The sequence below is a fragment of the Streptomyces sp. H27-D2 genome (assembly GCF_035828615.1).
Classification (GTDB): domain Bacteria; phylum Actinomycetota; class Actinomycetes; order Streptomycetales; family Streptomycetaceae; genus Streptomyces.
The window spans coordinates 23,139-43,564 of sequence record NZ_JAYMZR010000012.1 but is presented as its reverse complement, the minus strand read 5'-3'; the positions used below and the strand labels follow the sequence as shown (position 1 = coordinate 43,564).

The 20,426-nt window shown below is 72.4% G+C and carries 17 protein-coding genes and 2 pseudogenes; 13 read left to right on the top strand and 6 right to left on the bottom strand.

Translation table 11 applies throughout. The features are described 5' to 3' along the window. Positions 1–91: 91 nt before the first annotated feature. The 5 genes and pseudogenes from QMK28_RS07600 to QMK28_RS07580 all read left to right on the top strand — a co-directional run. Entirely contained in the window at positions 92–748 is a 657-nt protein-coding gene (locus tag QMK28_RS07600) for a TetR family transcriptional regulator (protein WP_326436240.1), read from the top strand. 226 nt (positions 749–974) lie between these two features. Next, positions 975–2,183: an alpha/beta hydrolase gene (locus tag QMK28_RS07595; RefSeq protein ID WP_326436239.1), complete on the top strand. Its 1,209-nt coding sequence runs from the start codon at positions 975–977 to the stop codon at positions 2,181–2,183. A 138-nt stretch (positions 2,184–2,321) separates the two neighbouring features. Continuing rightward, on the top strand, positions 2,322–3,197 hold the full coding sequence (locus tag QMK28_RS07590) for a DUF4429 domain-containing protein (RefSeq protein WP_326436238.1): 876 nt from the start codon (positions 2,322–2,324) through the stop codon (positions 3,195–3,197). Positions 3,198–3,591: 394 nt separating this feature from the next. Continuing rightward, positions 3,592–4,677, top strand: a pseudogene (locus QMK28_RS07585) (sensor histidine kinase); the annotation flags it as partial. 2 nt (positions 4,678–4,679) lie between these two features. Then, a pseudogene (locus QMK28_RS07580) lies at positions 4,680–5,111 on the top strand (acyltransferase family protein); the annotation flags it as partial. A 105-nt stretch (positions 5,112–5,216) separates the two neighbouring features. On the opposite strand, the gene QMK28_RS07575 reads toward QMK28_RS07580, so the two are convergent. Together QMK28_RS07575 and QMK28_RS07570 are read right to left on the bottom strand one after the other, a co-directional pair. Beyond that, positions 5,217–6,233: an aldo/keto reductase gene (locus QMK28_RS07575; protein ID WP_326436237.1), complete on the bottom strand. Its 1,017-nt coding sequence runs from the start codon at positions 6,231–6,233 to the stop codon at positions 5,217–5,219. Positions 6,234–6,238: 5 nt separating this feature from the next. Further along, on the bottom strand, positions 6,239–6,709 hold the full coding sequence (locus QMK28_RS07570) for a MerR family transcriptional regulator (RefSeq protein WP_443050571.1): 471 nt from the start codon (positions 6,707–6,709) through the stop codon (positions 6,239–6,241). A gap of 162 nt (positions 6,710–6,871) precedes the next feature. Here QMK28_RS07570 and QMK28_RS07565 point away from each other — a divergent pair, with 162 nt between their 5' ends. Further along, entirely contained in the window at positions 6,872–7,687 is an 816-nt protein-coding gene (locus QMK28_RS07565) for a serine hydrolase domain-containing protein (protein ID WP_326436292.1), read from the top strand. Positions 7,688–7,870: 183 nt separating this feature from the next. Here QMK28_RS07565 and QMK28_RS07560 read toward each other — a convergent pair whose 3' ends face one another. Next, the gene (locus QMK28_RS07560) at positions 7,871–8,545 is read right to left on the bottom strand and encodes a pirin family protein (RefSeq protein WP_326436291.1); all 675 of its coding nucleotides are present in this window, start codon (positions 8,543–8,545) and stop codon (positions 7,871–7,873) included. Positions 8,546–8,607: 62 nt separating this feature from the next. On the opposite strand from QMK28_RS07560, the gene QMK28_RS07555 reads away from it, so the two are divergent. The 5 genes from QMK28_RS07555 (at position 8,608) to fabF (ending at position 13,551) form a co-directional block, all read left to right on the top strand. After that, positions 8,608–9,792 (top strand): PucR family transcriptional regulator, encoded by a 1,185-nt coding sequence (locus QMK28_RS07555; protein ID WP_326436236.1) that lies wholly within the window; start codon positions 8,608–8,610, stop codon positions 9,790–9,792. Positions 9,793–9,882: 90 nt separating this feature from the next. Then, positions 9,883–10,857, top strand: coding sequence for an ACP S-malonyltransferase (locus QMK28_RS07550; protein WP_326436235.1), 975 nt, complete (start codon positions 9,883–9,885; stop codon positions 10,855–10,857). Positions 10,858–10,869: 12 nt separating this feature from the next. Next, entirely contained in the window at positions 10,870–11,874 is a 1,005-nt protein-coding gene (locus tag QMK28_RS07545) for a ketoacyl-ACP synthase III (protein ID WP_326436234.1), read from the top strand. An 88-nt stretch (positions 11,875–11,962) separates the two neighbouring features. Then, positions 11,963–12,211 (top strand): acyl carrier protein, encoded by a 249-nt coding sequence (locus QMK28_RS07540; RefSeq protein WP_326436233.1) that lies wholly within the window; start codon positions 11,963–11,965, stop codon positions 12,209–12,211. A 77-nt stretch (positions 12,212–12,288) separates the two neighbouring features. Next, positions 12,289–13,551, top strand: a complete 1,263-nt coding sequence (gene fabF, locus QMK28_RS07535; RefSeq protein ID WP_326436232.1) for a beta-ketoacyl-ACP synthase II — start codon at positions 12,289–12,291, stop codon at positions 13,549–13,551. Between the two features lie 192 nt (positions 13,552–13,743). Here fabF and QMK28_RS07530 read toward each other — a convergent pair whose 3' ends face one another. Next, positions 13,744–14,637 carry an NAD(P)-dependent oxidoreductase gene (locus QMK28_RS07530; protein ID WP_326436231.1) on the bottom strand — a complete coding sequence of 298 codons (894 nt, stop codon included), beginning with the start codon at positions 14,635–14,637 and terminating at the stop codon, positions 13,744–13,746. 67 nt (positions 14,638–14,704) lie between these two features. After that, positions 14,705–15,199 (bottom strand): DUF3145 domain-containing protein, encoded by a 495-nt coding sequence (locus QMK28_RS07525; protein ID WP_326436230.1) that lies wholly within the window; start codon positions 15,197–15,199, stop codon positions 14,705–14,707. A gap of 460 nt (positions 15,200–15,659) precedes the next feature. Between QMK28_RS07525 and QMK28_RS07520 the strand changes: the two genes are divergently transcribed. After that, complete coding sequence (locus tag QMK28_RS07520) at positions 15,660–16,502, top strand: SGNH/GDSL hydrolase family protein (RefSeq protein ID WP_326436229.1); 843 nt, start codon at positions 15,660–15,662, stop codon at positions 16,500–16,502. A 192-nt stretch (positions 16,503–16,694) separates the two neighbouring features. Here QMK28_RS07520 and QMK28_RS07515 read toward each other — a convergent pair whose 3' ends face one another. Further along, the gene (locus tag QMK28_RS07515; protein ID WP_326436290.1) at positions 16,695–19,448 is read right to left on the bottom strand and encodes a beta-glucosidase; all 2,754 of its coding nucleotides are present in this window, start codon (positions 19,446–19,448) and stop codon (positions 16,695–16,697) included. A 302-nt stretch (positions 19,449–19,750) separates the two neighbouring features. On the opposite strand from QMK28_RS07515, the gene QMK28_RS07510 reads away from it, so the two are divergent. After that, positions 19,751–20,335 (top strand): TetR/AcrR family transcriptional regulator, encoded by a 585-nt coding sequence (locus QMK28_RS07510; RefSeq protein WP_326436228.1) that lies wholly within the window; start codon positions 19,751–19,753, stop codon positions 20,333–20,335. Positions 20,336–20,426: the final 91 nt, after the last annotated feature.

Below are 20,426 nucleotides of genomic sequence, written 5' to 3'. Positions count from 1 at the left end.
CTCACAGCTATTCTGATCAGCGCAAACACCGAGAACGCACAGAGAACGCACTGAGCACACGCAGGGAAGACGCAGAAGAGAGGCACCGACTGTGACCACGGAGCGGACAATCGCCACAGGCGGGCTGCGCGAACGCAAGAAGCAGCGCACCCGCGACGCGCTGGTGCGCTCGGCCCTCGAACTCTTCGCCGAGAAGGGGTACGACCGGACCACGGTCGACGAGATCGCGGACACGGTGGACGTCTCCCAGCGCACCTTCTTCCGCTACTTCGCCAACAAGGAAGAGGTCGCCTTCGCCGTCCAGGAGGAGGCGGAGTCGCACTTCCTCGCGGCCGTGCTCGCCCGGCCCGCCACCGAGGCCCCGCTCGAAGCGCTGCGCCGGGCCGTGCTGGAGTCCTGGGACAACATCGGCGAGGCGATCCAGGAGATCATCCCGCTCGAACTGCACATGCGGACCTACCGGATGATCGAGTGCACTCCGGCGCTGCTCGCCGTCCACCTGCGGCGCTCCACCGAGCTGGAGGAGCGGATCGCCCGGGAGATCGCCCGCCGCGAGGGCCTGGACGTGGACACCGACCCCCGGCCGCGCGTCGTGGTCGCCGCGTTCTCCGGCGTGATGCGGATGGCGGGCCAGCTCTGGGGAGCGGGCCAGGACTGCAGCGTGGACTCGATCCGCGACATCACCGCCGCGCACCTCGACCAGCTGGGCCCCGCGCTGGCCGCGAACTGGCGGCCGGACGGCCGCTGAGCCGTACGGGCGGGCGGGCCTGGTCCGTACGCGAGGTCGCGGCGGGGCGCCGCGTTTCCGTACGCGAGGTCGCGGCGGGGCGCCGCGTTGACGCGTCAGGACGGGGCGGGCGCGGCGCGTCCACGCGCGAGCACCCTCTCCGCGTGTGCATAATCACCCTCCTTGAAACGTGAGATGGATCACGCGATGCGTGACTACCGGCTGGTTTCTCCTAGGGTGTCTCGCGGTGACTTCTTTCCCTGAGCTCGGCTCCCCTTCCCCTGAATCCACCCTCCTGCGAGCGGCCCTCGCACTGGCGGTGGTGTTCGTCATGCTCGCGACCACGGGTTGGACGGCCGTCCGGAACCACAGACCGGACTCGGGCCCGATGGCAAGCACGGTCAGCTCCTGGCAGCACGCGACCTTCCGAGGCCACGAGCTGCCCGACCCGAAGGCCGCGCCCGCCTCACTGGAGCGCTTCTTCGACTCGCTGACCGCCGCCCAGCGGCTCCGGCTCGCGGACAAGTACCCGCTGGTCGTCGGCAACCTCAACGGCGCGCCGCTGAAACTGCGCTACCGCGCCAACCACACCGCCCTGGCGCAGGCCCGAGCCGTCGAGCGCGAACGCGTGCACGACACCGGTCTGACGCCGATCGGCCGCCAGACCGCCGACAACCTGGTGCACCGCTTCACCTCGCTGATGCGCGACGGCCGGCAGATCCTCGCCTTCGACCCCACCGGCTCCGGCCGGGCCGCCGAGGTCTTCGGCGACCTCGACACGGCGGAGCGGGTGTCGGTCGTGGTGCCCGGCGTGGACACCAACGTCTCCAACTTCGAGCGGACCGAACGCGCGCGGATCGCCCCGGTCGGCATGGCCGGCGCGCTGTACGGCGCCGAGCGGCGCACCCGGCCGGGAACCGGCACCGCCGTCATCGCCTGGGCCGACTACACCACGCCCGTCGGCGTCGGCATGGGCGCGGCCACCGGCCAGCTCGCCGAGGCGGGCTCCGGACGGCTGCGGTCGCTGATCGAGGCGCTCCCCCAGCAGTCGCGGGTGGCGCTGTTCTGTCACAGCTACGGCTCCGTGGTCTGCGGCGTCGCGGCCCGCGACCTGCCCGACCGGGTCACCGACATCGCCGTGGCCGGCAGCCCCGGCATGCGCGCCGAGACCGCCGCCGGGCTGCACACCAGCGCCCGCATCTGGGCGACCCGGGACTCCGACGACTGGATCCGGGACATCCCCCACCTGGAGCTGGGCGGCCTCGGGCACGGCGCCGACCCCGTCTCCGCCGAGTTCGGCGCCCGGGTGGTCTCGGCCGCCGGCGCCGTCGGTCACCCCGGATACTTCGTGCCGGGCACCGAGAGCCTGAACAACTTCGCGCGGATCGGGGTGGGCGCCATCGATTCGGTCAGCTGCTCCGACCGGGACCGCGACTGCGCCGCCGACGTCGCCTGACCCGGCCTGACCCGCCCGAAGCCGGGTAGGCGAGGGCCGAGCCATGACAACGGCCGTAGAAAAAGCCGTAGTCGCCGATTGACGCGCGTAGCGCTCCAAGGGGGGACGGGCGGGCAGCCGCCACATACGATGAGCCACATGGGTGATGTGCTGGCCGGTTTTCACACGGTCTGGGAGTTCGACACCGACTCCGTGCTCATCCGCTTCGAACGGGGGATTCGCACGCCGAAGCTGCTCCAAGTGCTCGGCGAGCGACGCATCCCCTACGAAGCGCTGGCAGCCGTGGAACTGGCGCCGGGCAAGCGCGGGACGGTGGCGCTGCGCGCCGTGCCCCGGCGCGGCGCGGATCCGCTGATGGACGCGGCCGACGGACAGCTCAAGGACGGCTGCGACCCGTACCGCCTGGTGCTGCCCGCCGAGCGCGAGGTGCTCGCCGAGTACTACGCCGACGAGCTGCGCTCGGTGCTCGGCCCGGCCGCGGGCGAGCCCGCCGACCGCTATCTGGTCAGCGCGCCCGAGTCGCCGCGCTCCTTCAAGGCGTACGACGGCAAGGCGTCCTTCGACGGCAGCAGGGTGACCTTCCGCTGGTTCTGGACCGGCGCGTCCTCCGCGAAGTGGAAAGCCGGCGACCAGAGCTTCCCGGTGACCGAGCTGACGGACGTCGAGTGGCGCTCCCCCGACGTCTTCGACGGCCATCTGCGCCTGGTGGACCGCCGGGGCTGCGCGCCGCGGCCCGGCGAGGCGGACCAGGACCCCGCCGCCGTCGTCTTCGGGCTCGGCTACGGCCTCGTCCACGAGTCGCTGCCCTTCGCGGCGGCCGTACTGGAGGCCGTACGCTCCGCCGCCCCCGCGCTCCCGGCCGACGGCGTCCGCCCGGCCCACTCCGAGCCCGCCCGCTCCGACCCGGCCGACATCGCCGACCGCATCCGGCACCTCGGCTCGCTGCACGAGGCGGGGCTGCTGACCGATGAGGAATTCAGCGCGAAGAAGGCGGAGCTGCTCGCGGAGCTGTAGCTCGGGGCTGGGCTGTAGCCCGGGGCTGGACTGTAGCCCGGGGCTGGACTGCAGCCCGGGGCTGGACTGCAGCCCGGGGCTGGACTGCAGCCCGGGGCTGGACTGCAGCCCGGGGCTGGACTGCAGCCCGGGACAGGGTTGCAGCCCGGGACAGGGTTGCAGCCCGGGACAGGGTTGCAGCCCGGGACAGGGTTGCAGCCCGGCGGGTCGTCCGCTCCTCGGCCGCTGCCGCTGGTCGCGTCACGGACGCGGGCCGCCGGTCCGGGCCGGACCGAGTCGGGCCGGTCCGCCGCGTCCCGGCTCGCGCGGCGGGCGCCCCCTACCCGGGTATCACCTCCCGGCAGGTCCCCGGTATGACGCCCCGGCCCACCCCGCCGCATACGCTGAGCGGGCCATGAGCAACCCAGCCGCACCACCCGGACCCCCCTCTGCGCCCCGGCCCTCCGCACCACCGGCGGCGCAGGACGGCCTGCTGCGGGCCGCACGGCGCAATCTGAGGGCGCTCGCGCACGCCCTCGGAACCCCCTCGCACCCGCCGACGCCGCTGCTCGGCAAAGCGAGGCGGCGTTGGCAGCGGTACGTCCCGTACGGGATCGCGCTCGGCCTCGTCGCCACGCTCATCCCCACCTCCATCAATGTGACGGTCAACGACATGGGCCTGAGCGGCGGCCTCGCCGGGGCGCTCGCCACCGCGCAGGGCCTGCCGCTGCTGCTCGCCGTCACGCGCCCGCTGCAAGCCTGGTGGATCGTCTTCGCCGCCGATCTCGCCGGGGCGCTGGCGCTGCTCGGCGTGCCGGCCGGCGACGGCGGCGGGTGGCCCTGGCCGCCCCCCATGCTGATCGGTTACCTGGCGCTGATGTTCGTGCTCGGGCTGCGCGAGACGCGCCGCACCCTGTTCGCGGTGTGGCTGGCCACCGGCGCCGCCGGACTCGTCCTGGGCCTCACCGTGCAGGACCGCAGCGACGGGTCGAACGTGCTGCTGTTCGTGCTCAGCGCGATCCCGCTGATCATCGGCGGCGCGCTGCGCGAACGCGGCGACGCGCAGCGGCGGCTGGCCGAGCAGGAGGACATCAGCGAGGCCGAGCGTTCGCGGCGCACGCTGCTGGAAGAGCGCGCCCGGATCGCCCGTGAGCTGCACGACGTCGTCGCGCACCATATGTCGGTGATCACCGTGCAGGCCGACAGCGCGCCGTACCGGATCGCCGGTCTGCCGCCCGCCGCGCAGGAGGAGTTCAACGTGATCGCCGCCGCTGCCCGCGAGTCCCTGGCCGAGATGCGGCTGCTGCTGGGCGTGCTGCGCAGCGACGAGCGGTCGGGCGGCGGGGCGGACCGCGGGCCCGAGCGTGCGCCGCAGCCGGGTCTGGACCGGGTGCCGCAGCTCGTGGAAGCGACCGTACGGGCCGGCTTCCCGGTGGAGTTGACGATCGCGGAGCCGGTCGCCGGGCTCGGCCCGCTGCCGTCGGCCGTGGATCTCTCGGCGTAGGCGAGACCCGTACCAACTCGCACCCGCCGTCGCTGCTGGTCGTGGCGCTGGCCGCGACCCAGTGCGGCGCCGCGATCCTGCTGCGCGAGCGCCTCGCGAAGCTGCTGCGCCGGCCCGCGCTCTGGGCGCCGGTCGTCGTCATCAACCTCTCCGCGATGACGATCTTCTGCTGGCACCAGACCGCCATGCTCGCCACCGCGATCCCCAGCTCCTTCCTGGGCGCGCTCCCCGGCCTGACGACCGCGCCGGACTCGCTCGGCTGGCTGCTCGCCCGGCTCTGCTGGCTGCCGGTCTTCGCCGCCGCGCTGATCGGCATCGGCCGCTTCACCCGCCGTTTCGAAGCGCCCTGGACGGGGGTGACGCGCGCCCGGCGCGCCGCGGCGACGGCGCTGGCCGCGATCTTCGCCGTCTACGCCTTCGGAATGGTGTGAACCACGGCAACGGGCAGGGGCACAGGCACAACGACTACAGGCTCCGGTTCCGGCTTCGAAGCCGGAACCGGAGCCTGTAGCAGGGTTGTTCGTCCGGTCTGCCGGCTACTCGCGCGCCGCCGACGTCGAGCTCATGTCCGGGTAGCGGTCGCCGGCGACCTGGCCCGCGATGGGCTCCAGCAGCGCGAGCTCGTCCTGGTCGAGCGTCAGCCGGGTGGCGCCGACGTTCTCCAGCAGCCGGCTGCTCTTACGGGTGCCGGGGATCGGCACCACGGCGAGGCCGTGCACCTCGGCGCGCTGCTGCACCCAGGCGAGCGCGACCTGCGCGGCCGTCGCCCCGCGCACGGCGGCGATCTTGTGCACCGGCTCCAGCAGCGCCGCGTTCGCCTTGGCGTTGTCGCCGGTGAAGCGCGGCTGGAACTTGCGGAAGTCGCTGTCCGAGAGCTCCTTCGCGGCGTCGGCGAAAGCGCCGGTCAGAAAGCCGCGGCCGAGCGGGGAGTACGGGACCAGGCCGACGCCCAGTTCCTTGGCGGCGGGGATCGCCGACAGCTCCACGTCCCGGCTGAACAGGGACCACTCCGACTGGAGCGCGGCGATCGGGTGCACCGCGTGCGCGGCGCGCAGCTCACCGCCGGTGACCTCGGACAGGCCCAGGTGCTTGACCTTGCCCTCCTCGATCAGCTCGGCCATCGCGCCGACCGCTTCCTCGATCGGCACCGAGGGGTCACGGCGGTGCATGTAGTAGAGGTCGATGAAGTCCACGCCGAGCCGGCGCAGGCTGGCCTCGACAGCCTCGCGGATGTACGCGCGGTCGTTGCGGATGCCGCGGAAGTGCGCGTCGTCGGACTTGCGGACGATCGCGTACTTGGTGGCCAGCGTGATCCGGTCGCGGTTGGCCCGCACGAAGGGGCCGATGAACGTCTCGTTGGCGCCCTCGCCGTAGACGTCGGCGGTGTCGAACAGGGTGACGCCGGCCTCCAGCGCCGTCTCCAGCGTGGCCAGCGCGGCGGCCTCGTCCGTCTCGCCGTAGAACTCGCTCATGCCCATGCAGCCGAGTCCCTGGACGCCGACCAGGGGGCCGTCGGCGCCGAACTGGACGGTGGCGATCTTCTTGTTGCTCATCAGGGTCAGGCCCTCTCCGACGCCCGTCGGGCGTCAGCATAGAAATCGATCTTGTAGTCGAGAACGGCCAGGGTGCTCTGGAGGTCCGATATCCGCTGCCGGACGTCCTCCCGGTGCGCGTACAGCAGGTCCTGCCGCTCGCCGAAGGTGTGCTCGCCCTCCCGCACCAGCTCGGCGTAGCGGACCATGTCCGCCACCGGCATCGCGGTGAGCCGCAGCTTGCCGACGAAGTCCAGCCAGTCCAGATCGCGGTTGGAGAAGAGGCGCTGTCCGGTGTGCGAGCGGTCGATGTGCGGCATCAGGCCGATCCGCTCGTACCAGCGCAGGGTGTGCGCGCTCAGGCCGGTGTAGCCGACGACCTCGCTGATCGTGTAGCGGTCCTGGCCGGCCGGGCGGCGGCTGGGGTTCGGCTCGGCGAACGTGCGCACCTGCGCCGGCCTGCTCCGCTTCACCGGCATGCTCCGCACTACGGACATCTGTACGCCTCCCTCGCGATGAACCCAACGCTAGATAGTTCGAGTGCACTCTAAGCAAGCGCGACCCGAGCCCCTTCCCGGATTTCCGGGCGGGCTACGCTCCGAACCATGGAGAGCACGGACAGCACCCACAGCACCCACAGCACGGAGAGCCTGGAGCGCATGGAGAGTCTGCGGAAGATCGGGAGCTGGCCGGTCGACACGGCCGCCGCCGCCGTCGTACGGGCGGACGGCAGTACGGCCGGCTCGTACGGCCCCGTCGACCACCGGTTCCCGCTCGCCTCCGTCACCAAGCCGCTGACCGCCTACGCCGTCCTGGTGGCGTACGAGGAGGGGGCCGTGGAGCTGGACGAGCCGGCGGGGCCCGAGGGCTCGACCATCCGCCATCTGCTCGCGCACGCCTCCGGTCTCGCCTTCGACGAGCACCGCACGATGGCGCCGCCCGGCGAGCGCCGCCTCTACTCGAACGCGGGCTTCGAGGTGCTCGGCGACCACATCGCCAAGGCCACCGGCATCCCGTTCGCCGAGTATCTGCGCCAGGCGGTGCTGGAGCCGCTCGGCATGACGTCGACCGAGCTGGCCGGCTCGCCCGCCAAGGACGGCGTCTCGACCGTCGCCGACCTGGCCCGCTTCGCCGCCGAACTCCAGGCCCCCCGGCTGCTCGCGCCCGCGACCGTCGCCGAGGCGACCTCGGTGGTCTTCCCCGGCCTGTCCGGCGTGCTCCCCGGCTACGGCCACCGCAAGCCCAACGACTGGGGCCTGGGCTTCGAGATCCGCGGCGAGAAGTCCCCGCACTGGACCGGTGTCCACTCCTCGCCCCGCACCTTCGGGCACTTCGGGCAGGCCGGCACCTTCCTGTGGGTGGACCCGGACGCGGGGGCCGCCTGCGTCGCGCTCGCGGACCGCGCGTTCGGCGGCTGGGCCTCGGAGGCATGGCCGGTGCTGACGGACGCGGTGCTGGCCGAGCTGGTGCCGTGACCGGCACTGTGCTGTCCTCAAGCGCCGGACGGGCTGAATTCAGCCCGTTGGGGGCACCTCCCGGCCGAAGGCCGGGGGAGGTTGAGGACAAGCCGGTTGCGGGCACCGCACAAGCCAGTCGGCCCTGCGTGAGCCGTCCCGGCCGCGCGGCCTGTGCGGGCAGGCACCACTCATACGCAGGCGCTACCCCCCGTACGACGGTTCGGAGTGCATCTCCCAGACCAGGAGTTCGGCCGGTCCCCCGGCCGCTGACGCCTCCAGGTCGACGCAGTCGGTGACGCGCGCGGCGTCCCCCGCCGTCAGCCGTTCCCCGGCGAGCGTCACCGCTCCGCGCACCACGTGGGCGTACGCCCAGGGCGCGTCCGGCAGCGCGGTGCGCTCGCTGTCCCGCAGCCGCCTTACGTGCAGCAGCGCGTCGGCCCGCGCCGGGGCGTACGGGGTGCCGTCGGCGATGCCGCGCACCACCTCGTACGCCGGCTCGCCGCCGAACCCGCTCGGGTGCAGCCACATCTGGACGAAGGTCAGCGGCGTCGCGCCGTCGTTGCGCTCGACGTGCCGCACCCCGCCGCCCGCGCTGAGCCGCTGCACGTCTCCCGGCCGTACCACCGACTCGTGACCGGCCGAGTCCCGGTGCGTCAACTCGCCCTCGACCACCCAGGTGACGATCTCGACGTCGCGGTGGGCGTGCTCCTCGAACCCGGCGCCGGGCGCCAGCCGCTCCTCGTTGCAGGCCGTCAGCAGCCCGAAACGGACGTTCTGCGGCGCGTAGAACCCGGCGAAGGAGAAGGCGTGCCGGGACTCGATCCCCTGGGCGGCGTCGCCGCCCAGGTAGCGCGCGCCCGCCCGTCGCAGCTCCATCATCGGCACAGCGTCGCACACCCCCGCTCCACACACCCGACCCGATAAGGCAGGCTTGTCCTGTGCCCGAACCCTCCGCGAACGCCCCGCATCCGCACATCGCAACCCTGCGTCGCCTGGAGAAGTCATCAGGCAAGCTGGCTGCCAACGCCATCGCCCGCATGGACGAGCAGCTTCCGTGGTACCGGGCCATGCCCCCGGAGAACCGGTCCTGGATCGGGCTCGTCGCCCAGGCCGGCATCGCGGCCTTCACCGAGTGGTTCCGGCACCCGGAGGCCCCTCAGGCCATCAGCACCGATGTGTTCGGCACCGCGCCCCGCGAGCTGACCCGCGCGATCACCCTGCGGCAGACCGTCGAAATGGTCCGCACCACCATCGAGGTGATGGAGACGGCGATCGAGGAGGTCGCCGCCCCCGGCGACGAGTCGATCCTGCGCGAGGCGCTGCTCGTCTACGCCCGGGAGATCGCCTTCGCGACCGCACAGGTCTACGCGCAGGCCGCCGAGGCACGCGGCGCCTGGGACGCCCGGCTGGAGTCGCTCGTGGTGAACGCGGTGCTCTCCGGCGAGGCCGACGAGGGCGCGCTCTCCCGGGCCGCCGCGCTCGGCTGGAACTCCCCCGAACATGTCGCCGTCGTGCTCGGCATCGCGCCCGACGGCGACAGCGAGCTGACCGTGGAGGCCATCAGGCGGGCCTCCCGGCACGCCAAGCTCCAGGTGCTGACCGGAGTGCTCGGCAACCGCCTGGTCGTCATCGCGGGCGGCTCGGACAATCCGTTGCAGACCGCGAAAGCCCTGATCGGACCGTTCGCGGCGGGCCCCGTCGTAGCCGGTCCCGTCGTCCCCGACCTAGTCGCGGCCACCCGCTCCGCGCAGGCCGCCGCCGCCGGGCTCAAGGCCAGCATCGCCTGGCCGGACGCCCCCCGTCCGGTGCTCGCCGACGACCTGCTCCCGGAGCGCGCGATGGCCGGCGACCCGGCCGCGCGGGATCAGCTGGTGGAGGAGATCTACAGACCGCTGCAAGAGGCGGGGTCGGCTCTGCTGGAGACTCTGAGCGTCTATCTGGAGCAGGCCAGCTCGCTCGAAGGCGCGGCCCGGATGCTCTTCGTACACCCCAACACCGTGCGCTACCGGCTGCGACGTGTGACAGACGTCACGGGCTGGTCCCCCTCCGATGTACGGTCCGCGTTCACCCTGCGTATCGCGCTGATCCTTGGGCGGCTGTCCGGCAGAGGGTCCTCGGCGTAGGCTTTTTGTTGAACACCAACAATTACCCCGTCGGTTCTTCGTCCCTGTCCCCACGGGCGGGCGGGACCATTCACAAGAGAGAGTGTGAGGGTGCTCGTACTCGTCGCTCCCGGCCAGGGTGCTCAGACGCCTGGCTTCCTGACCCCTTGGCTCGACCTCCCCGGCGTCGCCGAACGCCTCGACGGGTGGTCGGCCGATTCCGGGCTGGACCTGGTCCACTACGGCACGAAAGCCGAAGCGGACGAAATCCGCGACACCGCCGTGGCCCAGCCACTGCTGGTGGCCGCCGGCCTCGTCTCCGCGCAGGCGCTCTTCGACGACCCCGCCGCGGACTTCCCGCGGCTGGTCGGCGCGGCAGCGGGCCACTCCGTCGGTGAGATCACCGCCGCGGCGGCCACCGGCGTGCTCACCCCCGAAGCCGCGATGCAGCTGGTCAGCGTGCGCGGCCGGGCGATGGCCGAGGCCGCCGCCGTCACCGAGACGGGCATGTCCGCGGTCCTCGGCGGCGACCCGGAAGAGGTGCTCGCGCACCTCGCGAAGCTGGGGCTCACCCCGGCGAACGTGAACGGCGCGGGCCAGATCGTCGCCGCGGGCACCGCCGAGCAGCTGGCGGCGCTGAGCGCCGACAAGCCGGAGAAGGCGCGCGTCATCCCGCTGAAGGTGGCCGGCGCGTTCCACACCGCGCACATGGAGCCCGCGGTGGCGAAGCTGCGGGCGCTGGTCCCCGACCTCACGGTCCAGGACCCGCACACCCGCTACATCTCCAACCGGGACGGCCAGGCGGTCGCCTCCGGCCAGGAGATCGTGCGCCGCCTCGTCGCCCAGGTGTCCAACCCGGTCCGCTGGGACCTGTGCATGGAGACCTTCAAGGCGCTGGGCGTCACCGCGATCATCGAGGTGTCCCCGGCGGGCACCCTGGTCGGCCTCGCCAAGCGCGCCCTGCCGGGTGTGCGGACGCTCGCACTCAAGACCCCTGACAACCTCGACGCGGCGCGTGCGCTGATCGCCGAGCACGCCGAGCCCGCGGGTGGCAACGCCCCCGCCGCCGACGCGCAGGCCGAATAGGAGCCCCGGAGCATGACCGCGAAGATCAAGCCAAGCAAGGGCGCCCCGTACGCACGCCTGCTCGGGGTCGGTGGCTACCGCCCGACCCGAGTGGTGCCGAACGAGGAGATCCTCAAGCACATCGACTCGTCCGACGAGTGGATCCGCTCCCGCTCCGGTATCGCGACCCGGCACTGGGCGAGCCCGGAGGAAACGGTCGCCCAGATGTCCGTCGAGGCGTCCGGCAAGGCCCTCGCCAACGCCGGGATCAGCGCTGAGCAGATCGGCGCGGTGATCGTCTCGACCGTCTCGCACTTCAAGCAGACCCCGGCCATCGCGACCGAGATCGCCTTCCGGATCGGCGCGGGCGACCCCGCCGCGTTCGACATCTCGGCCGGCTGCGCCGGGTTCGGCTACGGCCTGACCCTCGCCAAGGGGCTGATCCTCGACGGCAGCGCCGAGTACGTCCTGGTCATCGGCGTGGAGCGGCTGTCCGACCTCACCGACCTGGAGGACCGCTCGACGGCCTTCCTGTTCGGCGACGGCGCGGGCGCCGTGGTCGTCGGCCCGGCGACGGAGCCCGGCATCGGCCCCACCGTCTGGGGCTCGGACGGCGAGAAGTCCGAGGCGATCACCCAGACCGTGTCCTGGGAGGAGTACCGCGAGCGGACCGACGTCAAGTTCCCGGCGCTGCGCCAGGAGGGCCAGACGGTCTTCCGCTGGGCCGTGTTCGAGATGGCGAAGGTCGCCCAGCAGGCCCTGGAGGCCGCGGGCGTCAGCGCGGAAGACCTGGACGTCTTCATTCCGCACCAGGCCAATATGCGGATCATCGATTCGATGGTGAAGACCCTCAAACTGCCGGAGCACGTCACGGTCGCCCGCGACGTGGAGACCACCGGCAACACCTCCGCGGCCTCCATTCCGCTCGCCATGGAGCGGCTGTTGGCCACCGGAAAGGCGAAGAGCGGCGACACCGCGCTCGTCATCGGCTTCGGGGCGGGTCTCGTCTACGCCGCGACGGTAGTTACCCTCCCTTAGTCAAGATCTACGCAACCCCGGGCCATCCGGGGCAGCGCGCACGCCACGATCCAACCCCGGATCACCCCAACATCGAAGGAGCGCCGCAATGGCCGCCACCCAGGAAGAGATCGTCGCCGGTCTCGCAGAAATCGTGAACGAGATCGCCGGCATCCCGGTCGAGGACGTCAAGTCGGAGAAGTCCTTCACCGATGACCTGGACGTCGACTCGCTGTCCATGGTCGAGGTAGTCGTCGCCGCTGAAGAGCGCTTCGACGTCAAGATCCCGGACGACGACGTGAAGAACCTCAAGACCGTCGGCGACGCCGTCAAGTACATCGACGCTCACCAGGCCTGATCGTCCCGAGCGTTTGTCGCCACCTTGGCGGTGGCGCCGTTGATTCAGAACCCTCTACACGTGGAGAAAGAATTCCTGTGAACGCGACCAATCGCACCGTGGTCGTCACCGGTATCGGCGCAACCACACCGCTGGGTGGCGACACCGTATCGACCTGGGACGGCATGCTCGCCGGACGTTCCGGCGTGGGCCCGCTCAAGGAAGAGCGCTACGCCGAACTGCCGGTTCGGATCGCCGGTCAGATCGCCGTCGAGCCCGGTGAGATCCTGCCCCGTCCGCTGGCCCGCAAGCTGGACCGCTCCGCGCAGTTCGCGCTGATCGCGGCCCGCCAGGCGTGGGCCGACGCCGGCTTCACGGCCAAGGCAGGCGAAGACCCGGCTGCCGACCCGGACCGTCTCGGTGCGGTGATCGCCTCCGGCATCGGCGGCGTGACCACCCTCCTCGACCAGTACGACGTGCTCAAGGAGAAGGGCGTACGCCGCGTCTCCCCGCACACCGTGCCGATGCTGATGCCGAACGGCCCGGCCGCCAACGTCGGTATCGACGTGGGCGCCAGGGCGGGCGTGCACACGCCGGTCAGCGCCTGCGCGTCGGGCGCCGAGGCCATCGGCTACGCCATCGAGATGATCCGTACGGGCCGCGCCGACATCGTCGTCGCCGGCGGCACCGAAGCGGCCATCCACCCGCTGCCCATCGCCGCCTTCGGCAACATGATGGCGATGTCCAAGAACAACGACGACCCCGAGGGCGCCTCGCGCCCCTACGACGTCGACCGCAACGGCTTCGTGATGGGCGAGGGCGCGGGCGTCGTCGTCCTGGAGTCGGCGGAGCATGCCGCGCAGCGCGGCGCGCGGGTCTACTGCGAGGCGCTCGGCCAGGGCATCTCGGCCGACGCCCACCACATCACGCAGCCCGAGCCGTCCGGCAACGGCATCGCGCAGGCGCTGCGGAACCTGGTGGACTCGACGGACTTCAAGCCCGCCGAGGTCGTACACGTCAACGCGCACGCCACCTCCACGCCGCAGGGCGACGTGGCCGAGATCAAGGCGCTGCGCAAGGTGTTCGGCTCCGACGTCGACCACATGGCCATCTCCGCCACCAAGTCCATGACCGGTCACCTGCTCGGCGGCGCCGGCGGCATCGAGACGGTGGCGAGCGTCCTGGCGCTGTACCACCGGATCGCCCCGCCGACGATCAACATCGAGAACCTCGACCCCGAGGCCGACGCGGACATCGTGCGCGGCAAGCCCCGGGTGCTGCCCGAGGGTTCGATCGTCGCGCTCAACAACTCGTTCGGCTTCGGCGGCCACAACGTGGTGCTCGCCTTCCGCTCGATCTGATCCATCGCGCCGAGCGCACGGTCTGACCGTACGGTCGGTCCGCGCGACGCGTCGCTCTGCCAAGGCCCGCCCGGTCCAGGATTCCTGCTGGACCGGGCGGGCCTTCGCGTTCGCTGTCGCACAGGGGCGGCCCGGTCGCCGTCCTGCCCGGTGCCCGGTGGGTGCTCGTGGGGCTACGGCCGTACGCGTGGCTCAGCCGCCCGTACCCGCCTCGCCGTCGAAGCTCGCGAAGTACGAAGCCGCCATGTCCTTCTCGCCGTGGCCCTGTTCGGTAGCGCGGCGGAAGCGCTCGGCGCCCGCGGCGGCGACGTCCAGCTTGACGCCCGCGGCCTCCCCCGCCGCGACGATCAGGCCGAGGTCCTTCGCGGCGTTGGCCGCGGTGAAGCTCGGGGTGAAGTCGCCGCCCATGATCACCGCCGCCTTCGCCCGCAGATAGCCCATGTCCAACGGCCCGCCCGCGATGGCGTCGAGGAAGCTCCGCGGGTCGACGCCCAGCCCCTCGGCGAGCGCGAGCGCCTCGGCCGCTCCGCTGGTGACGGCGAGCGTCCAGCTGTTGCAGACGAGCTTGAGACGACTGGCGACGCCGCTCGCGCCGTCCTCGCCGACCCAGGTCGTCCGGCTGCCGATCGCGTCGAAGACCGGCGCGAGGGCGGGACGCGCCTCGGTGGGACCGGCCGCGAGCACCGTCAGCTGCCCGTTCTCGGCAGGCTGCCTGGTGCCCAGGACCGGGGCGTCGACGAACAGCAGGCCGTGTTCACGGGCGAAGGCGGCGAGGTCGTCGAGCGCCGCCAGCCCTGCCGTCGTCGACTGCGACCAGACCGCGCCGGGGCGCAGCGCGGGTGCGGCCCGCCGCATCGCGTCGAGCGCCGCCGGGCCGTCGTACAGCATGGTGAGGACGACGTCGGCGCCGTCCACCGCGTCGGCCGGGGTGTCCGCGACGCGCGCGCCGTCGGCGGCCAGCGGTTCGGCCTTGGCGCGGGTGCGGTTCCACACCCGGACGTCGAGGCCCGCTCTGCTCAGGTTGCGGGCCATCGCCGAACCCATGATTCCGGTACCGAGAACTGCTACTGAGGTGTTGTCAGCCATGACGGCACGCTAGAGCTTCCGGGTGTGCCGGGGCCAACGGCGCGGCTCAGACGATCTGGTGCGGCCGTCAGACGACCTGGTGCAGCCAGCGGACGGGCGCGCCCTCGCCCGCGTAGCGGAACGGTTCGAGCTCGTCGTCCCAGGGTTTGCCGAGCAGTTTGGCGACCTCGGCCTCCAGCACGGTCTCGCCGCGCGAAGCCCTGGCGAGCGCGGCGCGCAGCCGGTCCTCGGGGATGAGGATGTCACCGTGGATGCCGGTGACGGCGTGGAAGATGCCCAGTCCCGGGGTCGCGCTGTACCGCTCGCCCTCGGCGGTGGCGCACGGCTCGGCGGTCACTTCGAAGCGCAGCAGCTGCCAGCCGCGCAGCGCGGAGGCGAGCTTGGAGGCGGTACCGGGTTCGCCCTGCCAGGAGAATTCGGCTCGCCAGGTGCCGGGCGAGGCGGGCTGTCTGATCCAGTCGAGGTTGACGCGGACGCCGAGGACGCCTGCGATGGCCCATTCCACGTGCGGGCACAGCGCGCGGGGTGCGGCGTGCACGTACAGAACTCCGCGTGTCGTCACCGGGACCTCCAGTGTGGGACGAGGGGCGCCTTCCCCGGCGGCCTCATGCCCGTCCGGCGGTGAGCCGGATCAGCTTGGTGACATTCTGCCCCAATAGTCACTTCGGCACCAGCCTGTGAGATTACCTACAGTAAACACCATGCGGGACAACTCGCCGCAAAGGGGGCAGAATGTGACGTGATGTAATTTACCGCTGCCGGTGTTCGCGCTCCTCCGGGCCGCCGACCCAACCATTACGGGAAAAGCTATCGTGCGGCGGCAGTCGCGGCGTGACGTACCGTCGGTCCTGGATGGATATCACTCAAACGTCGGAGGGGGAAGGCGAATGCGGAGCGGCGATCGAGTCGGGCTCTCTCGCGGCCGGGTCCGGAGCCGTCTCCCGGACCGGACCCGCGGCCCCCGTCCGGGGCGCGCCCCACGTTTCGCCGCGGCGACCGCAACCGCCGTACTGAGCACCGCGATGCTGCTGGCCGGCTGTGGCGGCGGCGGCTCGACCGACGGCTCCCCCGGGTCCGGCAAGAGCTCGGCCGCCCGCCCCTCCCCCAAGCCGGCGCCGGTGTGGAACCGGCAGCCCGACTCCATCGCGGCCCTCGGCGACTCCATCACCGTCGGCTTCGACGCCTGCTCGGTGCTCGCCGACTGCCCCGAGGTGTCCTGGTCGACCGGCACCGACGCGAAGGTGGACAGCCTCGCCAGCCGGCTGCTCAAGAAGCCCGCCGGGCACAGCTGGAACCACGCCGTCGCGGGCGCCCGGATGGCCGACCTGCCGCAACAGGTCACGGCCGCGATCGCGGACCGGCCCGAGTTGGTGACCGTCATGCTGGGCGCCAACGACGCGTGCACCAGCGACCCCGCCGGCATGACCTCCGTCGCCGACTTCCGCGCCGACTTCACCGCCTCGCTGCGCGCGCTGCGCGCGGAACTCCCCAAGACCCAGGTCTATGTGGCGAGCGTGCCGGACCTGATGCGACTGTGGTCCGAGGGGCGCGAGAACGCCCTGGGCAAGCAGGTCTGGAAGCTCGGGATCTGCCAGTCGATCCTGCGCGACCCGGACGCGACGGACCAGGCGGCGGTCCAGCGGCGGCAGTCGGTGCAGGACCGGGTGGTCGCGTACAACAGCGCGCTCAAGGAGATCTGCGGCGCGGACAAGCTGTGCCGGTACGACGGCGGCGCGGTCTTCGGCTTCCGGTTCACCGGCGGCCAACTCAGCAAGTGGGACTGGTTCCACCCCAGCAAGGAGGGCCAGGGACGGCTCGCGGAGCTGGCCTACCGGCAGATCACCCGGCCCGGAACCCCCGCGTAGGCCCTGTCCGGGCGATCTTCGCGGATCAACTCGCAGGGGGCGTCTCCCAGCGGTAGCTGGGGGGCATCGCAAGGCGGAGGGTCGCCCTCGTACTGGACGTATTCGGGCGAGCCCGACAACGCGGTGCGGTGCGGTGCGGTGCGGTGCGGTGCCAGGCTCCCCCAGTTATCGCTGCCCGGACAGGGCCTGGGCTCAGCCCTCGGCGGCCAGTTCGGCCGTCAGCCGTCGGTCGGCGACCGAGCGGCCCGCCTCGACGGTGTACGTGCCAGGGATGAACTGCCAGCCGTTCGCCGCCTCGTCCCAGATCTCGAACGCCCGGCGCGGCAGCGCGATCTCGGCCTCGACGCGCTCGCCCGGCGCGGCGCGTACGGAGGCGAAGCCCGCGAGACGGCGAGCGGGACGCTCCACGGTGTCGTCGGGCGGGGCGGCGAGGTAGATCTGCACGATCTCGCGGCCGGGGCGCGGACCGGCGTTCCGGAGGCGGATCTTTACGGTGGCCTCAGTGGCCCTGGCTGGCTCGGTGGTCCGGACCGGCTCGGTGGTCCGGACCGGCTCGGTGGTCCGGACCGGCTCGGTGGTCCGGACCGGCTCGGTGGTTCCGGTGGTCCCAACCGGCGCGGTGGTTCCGGTGGTCCCGGTGGTCCCGACCGGCCCGGTGATTCCGATAGCCCCGGTGATTCCGATAGCCCCGGCAGCCCCAGCAGCCCCGGCGGTTTCGCTGGTCACAGCGTCCGCGCCTGATGCGATGCTCTTGCCGACCCCCGCAGCCTCACCCCGTCCGCCGAGTTCGATGGTCTCGTACTCCCAGTCCGTGTAGCCCAGCCCATGCCCGAACCAGTACGCGGGAGCGGCCGAGTGCCGCTCCCAGGCCCGGTAGCCGATGAAGACGCCCTCCTCGTAGGCCAGTTCGCCGTCGGTCGGCACGACCCGGCTGACCGGGGCGTCGGCGAGGGTGACCGGCCAGGTGGTGGGCAGCCGGCCGCCCGGCTCCTCGACGCCGAGCAGGACGTCCGAGAGCGCGGCGCCCGCCTCCTGGCCGGGGAACCAGCTGAGCAGCACCGCCGCGACGTCCTCGCGCCATGGCAGCTCCACCGGGGAGCCGGAGTTGACGACCACGACGGTGCGCGGGTTCACCGCGGCGACCCGGCGGACGAGTTCGTCCTGCCGGCCGGGCAGCGCGAGGCTCGTCCGGTCGAAGCCCTCGCTCTCCACCTCTTCGGTGGTCGCGACGACGACCACCGCGACATCGGCGCCGGTCGCGGCCCGTACCGCCGCGTCCAGTTCGGCGTCGGCGTCGCGCTGCGGGTCGGTGTGGCCGAGCGAGAAGCGCAGCGCGTCCATGCCCTCGCCGAGGCCGAGGCTGAGCGGGGTGTAGCCGACCCGGACCTCGACCGGCTCGCCGGCGGTCAGGCGGGCCCCGGCCCGCTCCTCACGCGGGTTCATGAACGCCTCGAACGGGTCGTCGTTGTCGGGCGTCACGCGCTGCTCGAAGAGCACCTCGCCGCCGACGGTCAGCCGCAGGTCGCCGGTGCCGCTGATGGCGAAGACGTGCTCACCGGTGACGGCCGGGGTGAGGGTGCCGACCAGCTCGACCGAGACCAGCCGGGTCCGGTCCACGCCCTCGGGGAACTCGCCCATGCACTGCACCAGGCCGCCGTGCTGCGGGAGTTCGAGGAGCAGGCCGCCGTCCGCGTCCAGGAAGCGCGAGCGCAGTTCAAAGCCCTCGCGGGCGTGCGGGATCTTGGCTCGCGGGTCGGCGCCGACCGCGTACGTCAGCTCGACGCCGGGCGGCAGCGCGGCGCGCAGCCCCTCCAGCGGGGAGACGATGTGGTCGGGGAAGACGGTGGCGCTGCCGCCGCCGAGCACCCGGGCGTCCTTGGCCGTCGCGCCGAGCAGGGCGATGCGGCGGATCTTCGTGGCGTCGATCGGCAGCGCGGCCAGGGCCGCTCCCGCACCCGATCCGGCGCCCTCGGGGGCCGCCTCGCGCAGCAGCTCGTTGCGCACCAGGACGAAGGCGCGGCGGGCGACCTCGCGGGCCAGCGCCTCGCCGTCGATCGCGGCCGGAAACCGGTCGGGGGCGACGGCGGCCGGCGCGCCGTCGAGGACTCCGGCGCGGGCGGCGAGCAGCAGCACCCGGCGCACCGCGTCGTCGACCTCGGCCGCCGGGACCCGGCCGTCCCGTACGGCGGTGGCGAGGGCCTCGCCGTAGACGGTGACCGGGCCGGGCATCGCGATGTCGAGGCCGCCGAGCAGCGCGCCGGCGGTGTCGCGGGCGGCGGTCCAGTCGGAGACGATGAAACCGTCGAAGCCCCATTCGCCGCGCAGCACCTCGTTCTGGAGGTAGCGGTGCTCGGACATGGTGGGGCCGTTGACGGAGTTGTACGCGGCCATGACGCCCCAGGGGCGGGCGTTGGCGACGATGGCCTCGAAGGGCGCGAGGTAGAGCTCGCGCAGCGCCCTCGGGGCGATCGTGTTGTTCACGGTGAAGCGGTCGGTCTCCGCGTCGTTGCCCACGAAGTGCTTGACCGTGGTGCCCACGCCGCCGTCCTGCACGCCGCGGACGTAACCGGAGCCGATCTCGCCGGTGAGGTACGGGTCCTCGGAGTAGCACTCGAAGTGCCGGCCGCCGAGCGGTGAGCGGTGCAGGTTGACGGTCGGGGCGAGCAGGACGTGCACGCCCTTGCGGCGGGCCTCCTGCGCGAGGAGGCGGCCCGCGCGGCGGGCCAGCTCCGGATCCCAGGTGGCGGCGAGGGCGGTGGGGCTGGGCAGCGCTATGGACGGGTCCTCGGCCGTCCACTTCACCCCGCGGACGCCGATCGGCCCGTCGGACATCACCAGCGAGCGGAGGCCGACGGCGGGGATCGCGGGCAGCGACCACATGTCCTGGCCGGCGAGCAGCCGGGTCCTGGTGTCGAGGTCGAGCTTGCCGAGCGCGGCCTCGACCACGTCGGCCCGCGCCCGGTCGGCCGCTGCGTCTCGCGTCCGGTCCGCCGCTGCGGCGACCCGGCCCGCGTCTGCGATCCCGCCCCCGCTCGTCTCTGTGCTTGTGCCTGTGTCCGCGCCTGTGTCCGCGCCCGTGTCCGCGCCGGCGTCCGTGTCCGCCACGACCGCACCTCCTCGTCGACGTCCAAATGCTGCCGCCATAGTGCCCCGCCCCACCTGTAGAACGGTAGGCTTCGTTGCCAATGCGTTATCAACGAATATCGTACGGTCTCCGGACAGGAAACCGGGGAAGTGAGGGGTCCGGGATGGCCAAGCCCGCGGTCAGCAGGCGCGGCGAGGAGCGGCGGGCGGAGATTCTCCGCGCGGCGCTCGAAGTGATCGCCGAGCGCGGCTATCGCGGTGCCACGCTCGGCGCGGTGGCCGAACGCGTCGGCCTCACCCAGCAGGGGCTGCTGCACTACTTCCGTACCAAGGAGGACCTGCTCGTCGCCGTGCTCGAAGCGCGCGACCAGTGGGACACCGGCTCGGCCGCCCGGCACGGCGAGGGCCGCTGGCCGCTGGATTTGGTGGGCTCGCTCGTCGACTACAACGCGATGCGGCCCGGCATCGTCCAGACCTTCTCCGCGCTGCTCGGCGAGAGCGTCACCGACGGCCATCCGGCCCGCGAGTTCTTCACCCACCGCTACAGCCTGGTCCGCGACGACATGGCCGCCACCCTGCGCGGCGAGTTCGGCGAACGGCTGCCCGGCGGCCTCACCCCGGAACAGGCCGCGCCGCTGCTGGTCGCCGTCATGGACGGACTCCAGTTCCAGTGGCTGCTGGACCCGGAGGCCGTCGACATGTCCGCCGCGTTCCGGTCCTTCGTCTCGCTGCTCCAGCAACGGGGTTGACGGGAGGGCGCCGCCCGCTGCCCAGGGGCCTCTGGCTCAACTCCGGTTCGGCCGGGATACTGCGTCCTTGATCGGCTGCTGTGATCACCAT

Bases quoted from the DNA above. Each gene is read 5' to 3' on its own strand.
- QMK28_RS07560 (WP_326436291.1), bottom strand. From the start codon at position 8,545: ATGGAGCTGCGACGGGCGGGCGCGCGCTACCTGGGCGGCGACGCCGCC.
- QMK28_RS07590 (WP_326436238.1), top strand. From the start codon at position 2,322: ATGGGTGATGTGCTGGCCGGTTTTCACACGGTCTGGGAGTTCGACACC.
- QMK28_RS07530 (WP_326436231.1), bottom strand. From the start codon at position 14,637: ATGGCTGACAACACCTCAGTAGCAGTTCTCGGTACCGGAATCATGGGT.
- QMK28_RS07520 (WP_326436229.1), top strand. From the start codon at position 15,660: ATGCTGCTGGCCGGCTGTGGCGGCGGCGGCTCGACCGACGGCTCCCCC.
- QMK28_RS07570 (WP_443050571.1), bottom strand. From the start codon at position 6,709: ATGTCCGTAGTGCGGAGCATGCCGGTGAAGCGGAGCAGGCCGGCGCAG.
- QMK28_RS07545 (WP_326436234.1), top strand. From the start codon at position 10,870: ATGACCGCGAAGATCAAGCCAAGCAAGGGCGCCCCGTACGCACGCCTG.
- QMK28_RS07565 (WP_326436292.1), top strand. From the start codon at position 6,872: ATGGAGAGTCTGCGGAAGATCGGGAGCTGGCCGGTCGACACGGCCGCC.
- QMK28_RS07540 (WP_326436233.1), top strand. From the start codon at position 11,963: ATGGCCGCCACCCAGGAAGAGATCGTCGCCGGTCTCGCAGAAATCGTG.
- QMK28_RS07575 (WP_326436237.1), bottom strand. From the start codon at position 6,233: ATGAGCAACAAGAAGATCGCCACCGTCCAGTTCGGCGCCGACGGCCCC.
- QMK28_RS07510 (WP_326436228.1), top strand. From the start codon at position 19,751: ATGGCCAAGCCCGCGGTCAGCAGGCGCGGCGAGGAGCGGCGGGCGGAG.